The 14,066-nt window shown below is 61.6% G+C and carries 15 protein-coding genes; 5 read left to right on the top strand and 10 right to left on the bottom strand.

Annotated features, from left to right (window positions below; genetic code table 11):
- Nucleotides 1-7: 7 nt before the first annotated feature.
- Nucleotides 8-160, top strand: coding sequence for a hypothetical protein (locus K6M89_RS02215; protein ID WP_222138289.1), 153 nt, complete (start codon nt 8-10; stop codon nt 158-160).
- 31 nt (nt 161-191) lie between these two features.
- Here the strand turns inward: K6M89_RS02215 and K6M89_RS02210 are convergent, their stop codons facing one another.
- The 8 genes from K6M89_RS02210 to K6M89_RS02175 form a co-directional block, all read right to left on the bottom strand.
- Complete coding sequence (locus K6M89_RS02210; RefSeq protein ID WP_222138288.1) at nt 192-719, bottom strand: sigma-70 family RNA polymerase sigma factor; 528 nt, start codon at nt 717-719, stop codon at nt 192-194.
- A gap of 206 nt (nt 720-925) precedes the next feature.
- Nucleotides 926-2,644 (bottom strand): GH32 C-terminal domain-containing protein, encoded by a 1,719-nt coding sequence (locus tag K6M89_RS02205; RefSeq protein ID WP_222138287.1) that lies wholly within the window; start codon nt 2,642-2,644, stop codon nt 926-928.
- A 4-nt stretch (nt 2,645-2,648) separates the two neighbouring features.
- Nucleotides 2,649-3,542 (bottom strand): carbohydrate ABC transporter permease, encoded by an 894-nt coding sequence (locus tag K6M89_RS02200; protein ID WP_222138286.1) that lies wholly within the window; start codon nt 3,540-3,542, stop codon nt 2,649-2,651.
- Nucleotides 3,535-4,473 (bottom strand): carbohydrate ABC transporter permease, encoded by a 939-nt coding sequence (locus K6M89_RS02195; protein WP_222138285.1) that lies wholly within the window; start codon nt 4,471-4,473, stop codon nt 3,535-3,537. Before K6M89_RS02195 ends, K6M89_RS02200 begins: the two co-directional genes overlap by 8 nt.
- Nucleotides 4,474-4,547: 74 nt before the next feature.
- On the bottom strand, nt 4,548-5,840 hold the full coding sequence (locus K6M89_RS02190; protein WP_222138284.1) for an ABC transporter substrate-binding protein: 1,293 nt from the start codon (nt 5,838-5,840) through the stop codon (nt 4,548-4,550).
- A 36-nt stretch (nt 5,841-5,876) separates the two neighbouring features.
- Nucleotides 5,877-6,881 carry a LacI family DNA-binding transcriptional regulator gene (locus K6M89_RS02185; protein ID WP_222138283.1) on the bottom strand — a complete coding sequence of 335 codons (1,005 nt, stop codon included), beginning with the start codon at nt 6,879-6,881 and terminating at the stop codon, nt 5,877-5,879.
- Between the two features lie 244 nt (nt 6,882-7,125).
- Complete coding sequence (locus K6M89_RS02180) at nt 7,126-7,446, bottom strand: hypothetical protein (RefSeq protein WP_222138282.1); 321 nt, start codon at nt 7,444-7,446, stop codon at nt 7,126-7,128.
- Nucleotides 7,447-7,596: 150 nt separating this feature from the next.
- The gene (locus tag K6M89_RS02175; RefSeq protein ID WP_097581535.1) at nt 7,597-8,292 is read right to left on the bottom strand and encodes an NUDIX hydrolase; all 696 of its coding nucleotides are present in this window, start codon (nt 8,290-8,292) and stop codon (nt 7,597-7,599) included.
- A 127-nt stretch (nt 8,293-8,419) separates the two neighbouring features.
- Here K6M89_RS02175 and K6M89_RS02170 point away from each other — a divergent pair, with 127 nt between their 5' ends.
- From K6M89_RS02170 to K6M89_RS02160, 3 genes are all read left to right on the top strand, one after another.
- On the top strand, nt 8,420-9,454 hold the full coding sequence (locus tag K6M89_RS02170; protein ID WP_097581428.1) for an SPFH domain-containing protein: 1,035 nt from the start codon (nt 8,420-8,422) through the stop codon (nt 9,452-9,454).
- Nucleotides 9,441-10,379: a diacylglycerol kinase catalytic domain-containing protein gene (locus tag K6M89_RS02165; RefSeq protein WP_222138281.1), complete on the top strand. Its 939-nt coding sequence runs from the start codon at nt 9,441-9,443 to the stop codon at nt 10,377-10,379. The genes K6M89_RS02170 and K6M89_RS02165 overlap by 14 nt, the downstream gene beginning before the upstream one ends.
- 108 nt (nt 10,380-10,487) lie before the next feature.
- Complete coding sequence (locus K6M89_RS02160) at nt 10,488-11,099, top strand: phosphotransferase-like protein (protein ID WP_222138280.1); 612 nt, start codon at nt 10,488-10,490, stop codon at nt 11,097-11,099.
- Between the two features lie 96 nt (nt 11,100-11,195).
- Here K6M89_RS02160 and K6M89_RS02155 read toward each other — a convergent pair whose 3' ends face one another.
- Nucleotides 11,196-11,450, bottom strand: coding sequence for a GFA family protein (locus K6M89_RS02155; RefSeq protein ID WP_222138279.1), 255 nt, complete (start codon nt 11,448-11,450; stop codon nt 11,196-11,198).
- 617 nt (nt 11,451-12,067) lie between these two features.
- Nucleotides 12,068-12,652, bottom strand: coding sequence for a DUF4304 domain-containing protein (locus K6M89_RS02150; RefSeq protein ID WP_222138278.1), 585 nt, complete (start codon nt 12,650-12,652; stop codon nt 12,068-12,070).
- Between the two features lie 964 nt (nt 12,653-13,616).
- Here K6M89_RS02150 and K6M89_RS30895 point away from each other — a divergent pair.
- Nucleotides 13,617-13,793 carry a hypothetical protein gene (locus K6M89_RS30895; protein ID WP_246642282.1) on the top strand — a complete coding sequence of 59 codons (177 nt, stop codon included), beginning with the start codon at nt 13,617-13,619 and terminating at the stop codon, nt 13,791-13,793.
- Nucleotides 13,794-14,066: the final 273 nt, after the last annotated feature.

Here is a 14,066-nt window from a genome sequence, read left to right as displayed (position 1 = left end):
GAGGAAGATGAGCCAGCAATCGGATCGCCGCGCTTTCGCAATCTATATCGGAGCCATCGTCTTGGTCGGGCTTTTGATCGTGCTCGGCGCTACGCTCTCCTGGAACGCGGGCAGCAGCAGCGATCAAAGCACGCCATTTTCGCGGGAAGCCAAGCCCTGATGGAGCGGCCGATGAATCGACCGTGGGGCGCTCAGTCGACGAGGTGGTTTCCGAGCATTGCCAGCAGGGACGCGCGGGCGCGGCTGACACGGCTTTTTAACGTGCCGATGCGGCATCCGCACATCCTGGCGGCATCCTCGTAGCTCGTTCCGGCAGCCACCAGTGTCAGAGCACGGCGCCTGTCGTCGGAAAGCCGTGTCAAGGCCCGCTGCAGCTCGTGCTCCCGCAGCGTCCACTCCTGGGTTGGCGCGATCGCAACCTGTTCTATCACCGCATCCATCCCTGCCGGCTCGCGTTTTTGCCGGCGGTAATTGGTGCAGAACGTATTTCGAAGGATGGTGAAAAGCCAGGATTTGAGCGAGGTGCCGGGCTGATAGAGATGCAGCGAGTTCAGCGCCTTCAGCAAGGTCTCCTGGACGAGATCATCAATGTCGTCGTCACTGCGCAGGAACCTGCGGGCAAAGGCGCGCAACGCCGGCGTCAATTCGACGATCTCACGCTCGATTGCGGACGTTTCTTTGCAGTGCGACGCAGGCCCTACTGAAGACGAGGAAGTCATTTTTCTCTCCTAGAATGGGAGGGAAAGTTCCGGCAGTCCTATTCGTTGCCGTACGATATCGGACAAACCGAGCGTTTCAGCCTGGACCGGTGTTTTTTGCCGATCGGTCACGACCTCGCCCGCGGCATCTGAGCGCCCAATGGCCCGCGCCGCGCAATCCGAAGCGAGCTTTCTGCAGCCGTGCTTTGCCCCGGCTCCTCCAGCGATCAAAGACCGAGCTGCCAGATTTCGGCGGCGATGATATTTCCCTCGGGTGCGGTCAGACGCACCGCACCCACCCCCTTGAAACCGGGCAGCCGCTTGGTGCCCGTCCAGCGGCCATCGTCGGCGAAGACCTCGATCGAGCCGGCATCGAGAAAGATCCGGATGGTCGACGGGCGCGCGCCGGCGGCGATATAGCGGGGCGATGCCTTGGCATTCGCCACCGAGAAGGGAATGCTCAGCCCGTCGTCGTTCAGCTGAACCGCGACCGTCGCCTCGGGATGTTCGAGATCGAGGCGGAACGCATTGCCGGCCTGCCTGAGGGTGAGCAGGATTTCGACGGAGCCATTGGCGAGATCGACGGTCCGGCCATCCAGAAGAGCTTTGGCATCCAACTGGCGCTGACGCAGGCTTTCGACACCTGGCACCGGCGACGTGGTCAGCGCACCGCTCTGCAATGCCAGCCGGCGTGGCAGGGTCATCGCCGTCGGCATGTCGATCCCTTTTGATACATCCGTCCAGTTCGCAAGCCAGGCAATGCCGATCGGGCCGCCCTCGTCGACGAAGGCCTGGAAGGCGTAGGCGTCGGTGCCGAAATCCAGTTCCTGCTCGAATTCCACGGAGAAGCTGCGGCCATCGAAACGGCCGACGGTCGCAAGCGTCATATTGCGCCGGCCGGTTGCCGGGTCGCGGCTGGTCAGCAGACCGAAGATCAAGGCCCAGCGAGTCGCCGGGTCGTTGGCGGGACCGTCGAGCGGCAGCATGCATGGGCATTCCGCCGCCGTCATCCCGAAGCGGTTCTCGCGGTGAAGCGTGCCGAGGAAGGTCCATCCCGCCGCCGCGGCCGGATCGTCGGTTTCGTAGAGCAGGATGACGCCGCCCTCGCGGTCTCGCGTGCCGAGCAGCATCTTCCATTTGCCGTCGGGGCCTCGGAAGACGTAAGGGTCGCGGAAATCGGTCGTCAGCCCGAGCCCGGCGGGACGCGCCGGCAGGATCAGGCGCGCCGGCTCGACATTGACAAGATCGCGGCTGGTGGCGGTGAACTGAACCTGTTCCTCCGGTTCCCGGTCCTTCATATGCTCGGTGAAGAAAATGCGAAGGCCGGCTTGATCGCCGGGAAGAGCGATCGCCGAGCCGGAAAATGCCCCGCCCCGCCCGTCGGCCCGGGCGGCAAGTTCATCCGAAGGGAAAAGAAAGATCGGGAGATGCGTCCAGCGAAGGTAGTCCTTCGAGACCGCATGACCCCAATGCATGTTGTTCCACCGAAGGCTGTGGGGATAGTGCTGGTAGAAGAGGTGCGGCTTGCCACCGAACCTTCCAAAGCCGTTGGGATCGTTCATCCAGCCGAAAGGCGGGCGGAAATGATAGCCGCCCGGAGTTTCGGGGGTGGCATTGGCGGGGCGGACATGCAGCAGCCGGATGCCTTCTTCGAGAACGCGGGGCTCAAGGAAAGCATAGAGGACCGAGACCTCGGTTGTCGCCGGATCGTAGGAGAAGGCGGTCTCTCCGCCTCTTTCCAGCGTCATCGGCCGAAACTCGAACTCATCAGGATTTGAGGTTTCGACGGCGCCGGCCGGGTTCCCGTCGACATGTGCCGCCAGCCTTCCCGAGGTGCCTCCATGCGACGCCCTGATCCAGGCATGGATTGTGGACCCCGCGGGCAGGACGGCGCGGATCGGCTCAATCCCCGCTTCATCGGAGGGAGAAATCGCTGGGCTTGTCATCGATTCAACCTTTCACGGCAGAGCCGATAAAGGAGCTCACGAACCAGCGCTGGAATGCGAGGTAGAGCCCCAGGATCGGGATCATCATCAAAACGGAGGCCGCCATCGCCCGATCCCAGTAGATGCTGTCCTGTCCGAAGAAGGTGGCGATGGCCACCGCGATCGGCCGGGCATAGTCGGTCTGCGTGACGAGGATCGGCCAGAGATACTGGTTCCAGGTCTCGATGCCCATGAGGATCGACACGGTGGCGAGCGCGGGCAGGCTGAGCGGCAGGAAGATGGAGCGATAGGCCCGGAAAAACGAGGCGCCGTCGATCTCGGCGGCCTCAAGCAATTCCTTCGGCAGCTGCGCGAAGAACTGGTAGAACAGGAAGATGTAAAGCGGGCTTGCGACCCAGGGCACGATCTGTACCGCGAAGGTATCGGAGATACCCGCTCGCGAGACCATGATCACCAGCGGCATGATGATGCTTTCCTGCGGGATCACGTAGAGCGCGATGACGACGGACAGGATGACGGCGCGGCCCTTGAGCGAGCCCCAGGCCAGAACAAAGCCGGCCATCGAATTGACGATCAGGCCGGAGCAAACCGTGGTGACGAGGATGATCAGCGAGTTGATGAGGTAGCGTCCGAAGGCGAGTTCACCGGAGAGGCGGCCGACTTCTGCATAATTCGAAAGCGTCGGGTTCGATACCCAAAAGGCCCGGAAGCTGCCCATGTCGGCCAGAATCTGGAACCGGTCGTCCTTGAGGCTGGCGACGACCAGCAGCAGCAATGGAGAGACGATCACCAATGCGATGATGAAAATACTGACGGTTTGGATGGCGCGGAGAACCCTCGCGGCCGAACGGGGCCGTGCCGTGCTGGCCTGCGGGATCGAGAGAGCGATATCAGACATCGAAGCGCCTCAGGAGCTGGCGCTGGATCAGCGCGATGACGAGAACGATCACGAACAGGATGACCGAGACGGCGGAGGCATAGCCCATCTTCTGCTCTTCGAAGCCGGCGCGAACCATGTAGTGCACGACCGTTTCGGTGCTGCTCTTCGGCCCGCCCTGCGTGAGGATGGCGACCTGGGTATAGAGCTTGAAGGCCTGGATGGTGGTGATGACAAGCACGAAGACATGGGTCGGCCTGAGGCCGGGCATGGTCACATGCCAGAAGCGGCGGAAAGCGTTGGCGCCGTCGATCTTGGCGGCATCGTAGAGTTCATCAGGAATGCTCTGAAGGCCGGCGAGGTAGACGATCATTTGGAAGCCGTAGGCCTGCCAGGCCGAGAGCAGCACGAGCGAAAACATCGCCCACTGGGGATCGCCGAGCCAGTCGATCGGCTGGATCGCCCCACCGGAGAGGAAGCCGAGGATCTGGTTGAACGGCCCCGTCGGATACTGGAACAGCGTGCCCCAGATGACGCAGACCACGACCATCGAGGTGATCGCCGGCAGGAAGAACATGCCGCGCAGCAGGTTGCGCAACGGCAGCTTCTGATGCAGCAGCAGCGCCGTCGCGAAAGCGAGGCCGCACTGGGCCGGAATGATCCAGAAGGTGAAGCGCGAGACGTTCCAAAGCGCCGTCCAGAACAGATCGTCCTGAAAGACACGGATGAAATTGTTGAACCAGACGAAGCGGACCGGCGTCGGCCGCGGCACCAGAGGCTGGTTGGTCATCGCCGTCCAGAAGGACAGGAGAAACGGCAGGATCAGAAAGAGCGTCAACAGGATGACCGCCGGCGCAAGCATGGCCGCTTCCTGCATCAGCCGTCCCTTGTCATGCCGGCGTGCCGGAGCCCTTCGGACGGATGTCGAAGATATCGATTGTTGTATGGCCATTGGCTCCTCCTCTCCAGTCTCGATTGCCGGTCCCGCCCTGCAATGTCCGGCGGGGCATTGCAGGGCGATCGAGCTTATTGCTCGTCGCCGAACGGCGGATAGCCGTCATTGTCCTCGATATCCTGGTCGATCTTCTCGGCGGCCGCTGTCAGCGCCTCCTTCGGATCGCCGCCATTGAACACCTCGTCGACCGCCTGCATGAAGGCGGAGGTGATGGTCGGGTAGGCTGGATGCGGCGGGCGGGCGACGGCCGTCTTCGATGCCTGTTCGAAGGCGATCGCCATCGGGCCGCCGGGAGCATAGAGCGGAGATTCAGCGGCGAAGCTCTTCAGGCCGGGATAGCCGGACTGGCTTGCGACGTAGGTGCGGAACTCCTTGTCTTTCAGCAGGAAGCTGACGAACTTGCCTGCGATCTCGGGATGCGCCGACGTTTTGGTGACAGCCCAGATCCAGGTGCCGTCGGGGCTCGCGCCCTTGGCGCCGAATTTCGGAAGTGGCAGCACGACGATGTTGTCCTTCATGGTCGCGGCGGCTTCCGCATAGACCCAGTGTCCGCCGAGCGCCAGCGCTGCCGGATTGCCTTCGGCGAAGAACTGGTTGGTTCCGGCCGATTGCGGCACGACCCAGCCGTTCTTGACCCATTTCTGCATCATCGCCAGCGCATCGACGCAGGCGTCGTTGTCGAGCGTGCCCTCGGATTTCCAGGCCTTGCGGTCGATCAGATCGCAGCCGGCCGATTGCAGGATCGGGCCATAGGCATAGGTGATCCATTCGGTCTTGATGCCGTAGCCGCGGAAGGTGTCGATCGGCCACTTCACGCCGTCGACTTTGGATAGCTTCTCGAGATAGGTTTCGAACTCCTCCCGGGTCCAGGCATCCTCGACGGATTTCGGGATGCGGGCGCCGATCGCTTCGAGATATTTCTTGTTGCCGTAGAGAACGACCGACGAGTCGGTCAGGCCGATGGCGTAGAGGTCCTTGTCGATCGGGTATGTGCCCTGGGCGACGTTGGACTGCGTCATGTCGTCAAGGAGGTCCTTGTCGATCAGCGGCTTGATCGGCTGAAGATAGCCCGACCAGACGTAATTGGCGAGGAACGGCGCATCGAGTTCCATGACGTCGGGAAGCTGCTTGGCCATGACGGCGGCGCTGAATTTCTCGTTATAGGCGTCGTGCGGCGCATAGATGAACTGCACGTCGACATCGGGATTGGCGGCCTCGAACCGTTCGGCGACCTTGCCATAGGCGGCGACGAAACCGGGGTCGCCCTGATGCATGACCTGTATTGCGGTTTTCTCGGCTGCCTGCGCCCCTACGGCTGATAGTGCCGAGGACAGGACCAGCGACCAAAGTAAACGTTTACCCATTAGAATTCCTCCTCCATTGAATGGGCCTATTTCAATTCATACGGATGCCCGCTCCACCAGCTGGAACGGCAGTTTCTGCACCCCGACCGGGACCCGGTCTTCGGCAAGCAGGATTTGCGCGGCTTGGCGGCCCATGGCGCGATGGGGAAGCGCCATGGTGGTCAGCGGCGGGTCGAGACGCGAGGCGATCTCGACCTGGTTGTCGAAACTCGCAACGGCGACGTCGTCGGGAATGGCTGCGCCTGTCCGGCGCAACGCGGCATAGACTTCCATGGCGACGCGGTCATTGCCGCACAGGATGGCATCGGGGCGCTGGGGGCCGTTCATCAGCTCCTGCACATGCACGGCCACGAGGCTGTGGGCCCGGTCACTGTAGATCGCCTTGCTGACGGCGGGCAGGACGATGGCGCCGGCTCCGTCGATATCAGCTTGATCGAGCGCCTGCCGGAAGCCGAGTTCCCGGAGTTCGCCTGCGAGCAGTCCCGGCAGATTGATGAAGGCGATGTTGCGCCGGCCGGCATCGATGAGATAGTTGGTAATCTCGAGCGCCGCCCCCGTTTCATCGGGCACCAGCGAGGTCACGCGGTCGTTCGCATCGCGGCAATTGATCATGACACCGACCGCATCGGCAAATTCGGACGGCAGGTCGACGCTCTTGTGATACATGGCGGCATAGGCGATCGCCCGCGGGCGAAAGCGCCGCATCTCGTCGAGTATCGATGCGATGCTCCGGTGGCCGCCGAGGGTCATGGCGAAGACGGCCATGTCGGCGGCGCGCACGGCGCCGTCGAGCCCCCTGATGATCTCGGTGGCAAAAGGCGAAGTGATCAGATCATCGGCGACAAGGCCGACGAGCGGCATCCAGCCCTGCCGCATGCTGCGGGCGGCGAAGTTGGTGACATAGCCGATCTCCTCGGCGATCTCCTTGATCCGCTGCCGAGTTTCCTCCGACATGCGGGCCGAGCCGCCATGCAGTGCGCCTGACACCGTCTTGACGGAGACGCCTGCGCGGACGGCAATGTCATTGAGTGAGGCGGTCACGGGAGCCCTTTGGGTTATCGATTACCCAAATTGATATCGGTCGTTTTGCTGGAAGTCAAGTTGTGCTGGCGTTGCTGATACGCAAATGCCGCCTCCCGGGGATTTGCCTGAGCCCCTATGGTCCAACTCAACCAGAATTCTTACGATGTTCGAAAATGAGAGTTTCGCAAAGGGCGGATCAGGATGCGCAGTGCGCAGACGCGTAAAAACCCCGCCGAAGCGGGGTTTTTCTCGCAGGCAGCGCTCAATTGTTGTGTGCGGAGCAGGCTTCATCCATCGGCGTGGCATTGCTGGTGCCGCCCTGCGTCTGGAGATTGTCCGAGTTGTTGACCGGGTTGGGGCACTTGGTCTTGTCCATTTTCATCGTGCCGCCGGTCGTGGAGCCGGTCGTGGTGGTATCGGTTGCCATCGGCTTTTTGGCCTTCGTGTCGCCGGTCGCGCCGCCACCCTGATCGGCCTGGTTCTTATCGATCGTGGCGCCGGCCGGCGCCGGATTGGATTGGGCGAAGGCCGATGTGGCCATGCCGACGGCAAGAAGCGAAGCCGCTACGAGTTTCATATGCATTGGGGTATCCTCCTTGGGGAATTTTGCCTTATTGGCCTATCCACAACCTCACTGGCAGGCCATTGTTCCGCAACGGCTGCTGACAAATATGTGGCAGGTCTGGAGCCTTCGATCGGCAAACGCAGCAGCGATTGAGCCTGATCGGGCGTGTCAGATCGTCCGGTCGAAGAGCGCCAGCGACCGGGTGTCCTTCAATCGGAAGACCTGGGCGGGCCGATTGCTCGCCCGGCGCATTTCGCCCTCGACCGGCTCCAGGAAATCGGCTTCGGCCATGCGCTTTCGAAAGGCCGATTTGTCGAGCTTGCGGCCAAGAAGGGTCTCATAGACCGATTGCAGTTCGCTCAAGGTGAAATGGACGGGCAGCAGATGGCCGGGCAGGCTCGAATATTCGACTTTGCTGCGGATGCGGCCGACCGCCTCCTTCAGGAGGGCTGCATGGTCGAAGGCGATGGGACAACCGACGCCCTCGCCCTCGATCATCCGCCATTCGGCCTCCGCGGCCATTCCACCCTGCCGTTCGGCGACGTCATCGGCGGAAAGCAGGGCGATATAGACGATGCTGATGCTCCAGCCCCTCGGGTCGCGGCTGCGGCTGCCCGTGGTTTGCAGCTGTTCGAGATAGGGCGTTTCGACCCCGGTCTTTTCCTTCAGCACGCGCCGGGCGGCAGCTTCCAGATCCGCATCCTCGTCAATATGGATCCAGCCGCCGGGCAAGGCCCAGTCGCCGGAAAAGGGTGCGTTCGCCCGCCGCACGAGAAGCACGGAAAGGCCCGCCGGCGACAGCGAGAAGATCGCGAGATCGACGGTCGCGATCGGTTTGAAGGCGTGATTGTCATGCGATGTCATGATGCGAACATAGCATGCGCGAACCTTAGTGTAAATATTCAACTAAGTTAGTTGACATTTATCACTAAGTCATGTTTTCTCCATGTCGACACGAGCAGGGGCTCGCGCCAGCAACGGGGAAACGGTCATGTTCGGACTGCGCTTCATCAAGACGGAACCTACGCAATACGTCATCCAATATCAAAACGGCAAAGCCGTCCGCGAAGGCGCCGGCCTGGCCTTCTGGCATTTCGCGCCGTCGAGCTCGCTCGTGCTGGTGCCGACGGCCAGCGTCAACGACCCCTTCATCTTTCCGCTGGTGACGTCCGACTTCCAGGAAGTGACCGTGCAGGGGCAGATCACCTACCGTATCGCCGAGCCGCGCCGCACGGCGGCACTCCTGAACTTCACACTCGACCACAAGGGCCGCTATGTCTCGGAGGATCCGCAGAAGCTTTCGACCCGGGTGATCGACCGCGTGCAGGTGGCGATGCGCGCCGAGGTGCAGATGCTGTCGCTGAAGGAGGTTCTTAGTTCGGGCGAGACGCTCGTCGCCGGCGTGGCGGAAGCCCTCAAAGTACATCCGACGATCGAAGCGCTCGGCCTTGAAATTCTCGGCCTGTCGCTGCTCGCCGTCACGCCGAAGGCCGAGACGGCCAAGGCGCTGGAAGCCCATGCCCGCGAGGCCCTGCTCCGCCAGGCCGACGAAGCCATTTACACCCGCCGCAATGCCGCCATCGAACAGGAGCGGACGATCAAGGAAAACGAGATCGCCACCGAGATCACGCTGGAGAACAAGAGGCGGCAGGTGCGCGAGGCGCAGATGGAGGCCGAGCGCGCTGTGCAGGAACGGCGGCTGCAGATCCGGCGGGAGGAAATGGCCGGCAAGATCGCGCTGGAAGAGCAGAATCGCGATCTGGTGACGCTTGCCGCGACCAACGCCAAGGCCGAGGCTGATGCCCAGGCCTATGCGCTGACGGCGATGATGAAATCCTTCGAGCTGGCCGATCCGAAAGTGCTGCAGGCGCTCGCCTCGGTCGGCATGAAGCCCGGCCAGCTGATGGCGCTCGCCTTCCGCGACCTTGCCGACAATGCGACGAAGATCGGCCAGCTCAACGTCTCGCCCGATCTTCTGCGCGAGATATTGCAGCCGCAGGAGGGCAAGGACCGTGCCGGCCACTGACGAACGCAAGATCATCCTCGTCGTCCGCCCGACTCGCCTCGACGAGCTCATCGCCCGGTTCAACACGGTGCAGCAGGCGCAATTCTACGTCGAGCATCTCGGCGCCGATTTCAGCGATTACCTAGCCGAGAAGAAGCGCTACGAAACGGCGATCGCCGAGGTGGAGGCCAGCCTGCGCGCGGTCGCCCGCGTGCAACGTCTCGACCGCCGCTACCTCCCGAACTTCGTCTTCGGCCCCGACGATGTCGTCGTCGTGCTCGGCCAGGACGGGCTGGTCGCCAATACACTGAAATATCTTGACGGGCAGCCGGTGCTCGGCGTTAACCCGGATCCGATGCGCTGGGACGGCCTGCTCCTCCCTTTCAACCCGAAGAGCCTTCCGAAGGTGATCGGCGAGGCGCTGAGGAACAAGCGGCCGATCAAGCGCGTCAGCATGGCCAAGGCGACGCTGAATACCGGCGCTGTCATCCATGCCGTCAATGATCTCTTCATCGGCCCGCAAAGCCATGTCTCGGCCCGCTATCTCCTGCAGGCCGATGAGCGCGAGGAGCGCCAGTCCTCCAGCGGCATCATCGTCTCGACAGGCATGGGCTCGACCGGCTGGTTGAAGAGCCTTTATTCCGGCTGCCTCGGGGCCGCGAGCGCGCTCGGCCTCGAACCCCCTGAGCGGACGATCGACATGTCCTTCGCCTGGGATGCTGATTACCTGCGCTATTTCGTCCGCGAACCCTTCCCGAGCCGCACCACCGGCGCCACCATCGTCGCCGGCCTCGTCTCCGATACCCGGCCGCTGACCATCGTCTCCGAAATGCCGGAACACGGCGTGATCTTCAGCGACGGCATCGAGGCGGACTTCCTTGAGTTCAACGCCGGGACGCGGGCGGTGGTGACCGTCGCTGAAAGGCAGGGGTCGCTGGTGGTGTGAGCGGCCTCGGCGAACATATGTATGTGGCCGCCGATCGGGGCGTTGCGACATATGAAAGATCACCTATGCTGCAGGTCCTCAGCGGACAATTGGAAAGCTGACACTGTCATGAGCGTTTTCGTTTTGCTGATGGGCTTCCCCGGCGTCGGGAAACTGACGATCGCGACTGAATTGAGTTCACTCTTTCCTGCAAAAATCATCGACAATCACTGGTTCAACAATCCGATACTGCGTCTCCTGGACGACGACGGAACAACGCCTCTTCCCCCGGGGGTATGGGAATATACGGCGCGCGTGCGCCAGGCGGTGTTGGATGCAATTGTCGCTTATCGGCCCTCTCCGGCGAACTTCATTTTCACGCATGCCGGTATAGCAGGTGACGAGCGCAGTGCTCGCACGTTTCACCAGATCTGCGATGCCGCCCGACAATGCGAGGCGTTGCTGGTGCCGGTCAGATTGCTTTGCGATGAGGAAGAATTGGCGCGCCGTGTTTCAACGCCCACGCGCCGCGAGCGGTTGAAGTCAACAGATGTGCAAGCCTCCTTTGACAAAAGCAGACAAGCGCGGGTTCTCGATCCCAAACATAGGTTCACCCTGGATCTGGATGTCACTTCCAAACCGGCGCAGGCGAGCGCGGCAGCGATCCTGCATCATGTCGCACGCGCCATCGCTGGAGATTTCGGTTCTGTCGTTGGCTTGGATGAAAGTATAAGACGCTGATTTCATTGTCATGTCAGACGTTGCGGAAGCAATCATGACGTTTGGTTCCGCTACATCGCGGCAAGGGCGCGCGGGCTGTCTGGAAGATGTGCCATTTCATGGCGGCGCCACGCAATCGGGGCGGGTTCCCGATAGCATTTTCGAGCAGGATTGAGCTTCCGCCGCGTCGCGCACGAAAACTTTCCGCACTCCTTCAATCGTCACCTCGGTTTTCTCAAAGATCGCGCCGCTGCCCGCCACTGCGCCAGTTCTGCGCCGGCAATCGCGGCAGTGGCACAGGCTCACCATCAGTGGATCGCCCGCGGTCTTCGCGCGGAGTGATCCGCAGTGGCATTGCGCAAGCCTGTCCATGTGTTGTCTCGCTTGTTCATGTTGTTGATCTCATGACGGCGATTAGATGCCGCGGAGTATCGATCGCGGCGGCAACTTTCATTCACTTCGGCGCCGCCGAAAAAGCTGCGCTCCTCCGGATGATCTGACGAAAACCGCTCTCGTTCTTTTGCTCTCATTTCGGCATCCGGATCGAGCGGAGATTTCGGTCGCGCCGCCGCGCTCACGAATCTGGCTCGGGGAGATTATTTGTGAAGGGTGCCGCAAGCGCCGCTTCCATCGGCCGCCTGATCGCAGGGCGCGCCGACAGGGCAGGGTCGACAGAAGCCCGGCGCGGGAGAGATGCGCCGGGCTTCGAAAGTGGCCGACGGCATGGGAGGAGGAAGTGCCGTCCGTCCGGCCGAAGCAGCTCAGGAGGGGTGCAGCGCTTCAGCATTTCCCGAGGTAGTGCCGCAATGCGGCAAATTCAAGCCAGGTGGTGGGACCGGGCCGCGCAGACACTGCGGCCTTGGAGCAGGGCCAGTCACTACGCAAATGTGGAATCCTCAAAATGCTTCCGGTTCCACGTTTTCGCGATAGTCGCTGACGCTGACGGTCCGAAGTGGATGGTCGACCTGTGTCGCTTATATCTCCCGAGTTCAAAGCGAAATGCCGTTATTGCTTGCCCAGGCGAGGAAATGCGTTCTGCCTGCAGGCCGAAGTTTAACGGCTTCCCGCAGTCGTCGAGTTGCCTCGTTCCGGTCGCCAGAAAGCAAGGCGGCGCTGAAGGACAACAAAGAGGGGCGGTCTTTCAGAGCCGCTGCGAGGCGCGAGAGATCGAGGTGACGTTCGAGCCATGGAAGGCCAGTGGATTGCATCTTCTCAACCAGATCAGCCGCTACCAAATCCAGGTCCGATGCCGCCGTAACCTCCCACCAATGGTCTCGGCCATAAACGAGGTCTCCCAATCTGGTGCGAAGGGTGGAGCTCGGCTCCGAAGGTTTCTCGTCAATCGCGTTCTGCCCTGCCATGGAGGCCACCGCAGCCACGAAGACGCCGAGGTTCACCGTAAACTTGCCGTTCTCTCCAAAATTCGAACTGCTCGCTTGCAGGTTTACGATCAGCCAATTCTCGCCTTGAGGCCGGTGCCAATTGCGTCCCGACTTCTTAAACCCCTCGCCTTTGAGCAATTGCGCAAAGCCACGCTTGATAACTTCATCGATGCTTTTGGCAACGCCGCCCATAGTTCTCTCCAAACTGGCAGGCGACTATACGGCCAGGATTCCGATCCTGCCACCATGCGCGGGCATTTATTAAGCGGTTCGATGACCACAATTGGCCACTGGCGGTCAGGAGTCGAAGCCGCCGGGCGAAGAAATCTCCGGGATGCGCAATTCCCTTGATAGCCGAGGTATCGGTGGGTTGGCCTCTCGATTCCACATTTTGCGCTAGTGGCTGGCGAAGCGGGGGGAGGCCTTTGATTTTCAGTTGGCGCGGAGGGGCGCGTTGTCCGCGGACAACCGGCTGTGGCTGGTTCGCGAACTGCAGTCGCTCAACCTCTTGACTGTGGGGTCTTTCTGCCGCGAAACGTGGTGGGAAGCCCGCAGGGCGAAGCCTCGAAGGACATGCTTCAGCGCCGTTGCCCGGCAGCAACGGAGGCCTGAGGTCAGCTCTTCGACCAAGATTCCAACATTGTCCATCCGCTTGAACACTAAGTTTCCAATCTCCAAGCTGTCGTCGCTGGATGCTTGACCATGCCAGTAAGTCGATCTGTTCGTGTAGACTCTGATCGGGTGTCCGCGGACAACGCTGACCCGGCGGCTAGTTTCTTAGCAGTGCTTCTGATCGCTAGGCTATGAATCGCGCGGTATGAGCGCACCCTTGAGGGAGATGACTTTGAAGGCTAGAGTGCGAGTCTGGAGGCCCATTCCAAACTTGCTGCCGGGTTGAAGGGTGCTTACAGCGTTATCGACGGCCATGTTCACCACGGTCGAGGTGTAATCGGCAGACTTCGGTCAAGAGCACTGGATCGTCATATGCTGAACCCATCCATCAGGTTCTCGCCTTCGAACGTCGCCGCTTTGAAGAACCTCTTTGGCAGCAATATTCGAACATCAAGTCGTCGCATCTCGATGAGGCCATCGCCGCCTCGTTCGGCTTCAAATCCTATGCGGCCATGCGGCCGACTCTGCACCAGGTCAGATCGTCGTGACCGATCACCTGCTGCTTCTGCTTCGGCTGGAGGAACTCGGATATCGCAACATTCCCCCGGAGGCGGTGCGTCGACTCGTCTGGACGATCGAATTCCCCGACGACCGATACGACAACGACGTCGGGGAAATCGTCCGGGCGCGCAGGCGGCCCCCGGCGGCCAATGCGGAGTAGCGTTTCTAGTGGCGAGTTATCGTCGACAGGAGTCTGCGGTGAGACTGTCCTTGTGATCAGGGTTTGTGCCCGGATGGTTGCCCGCGGACAACAGAGGCCGCATCTCCGGTAGTGGCCCAGCAGCTTCTGAGGCAAATCGACGGCATGCTTCGCGTCGTCCGAAGCAAGCGTGCTCGTCACCGAGCCGCGTGGTCTTCGGACAAGAGCGCTTGCCTCTTCGCCAAGGCTACTGCCGTCAACTGGCCGGCCACGACCGCTAATCTCAGATCGGGG

Origin of the sequence: Rhizobium croatiense (assembly GCF_019793465.1) — a bacterium.
GTDB lineage: Bacteria > Pseudomonadota > Alphaproteobacteria > Rhizobiales > Rhizobiaceae > Rhizobium > Rhizobium croatiense.
This window is presented reverse-complemented; position numbering and strand designations above follow the sequence as displayed.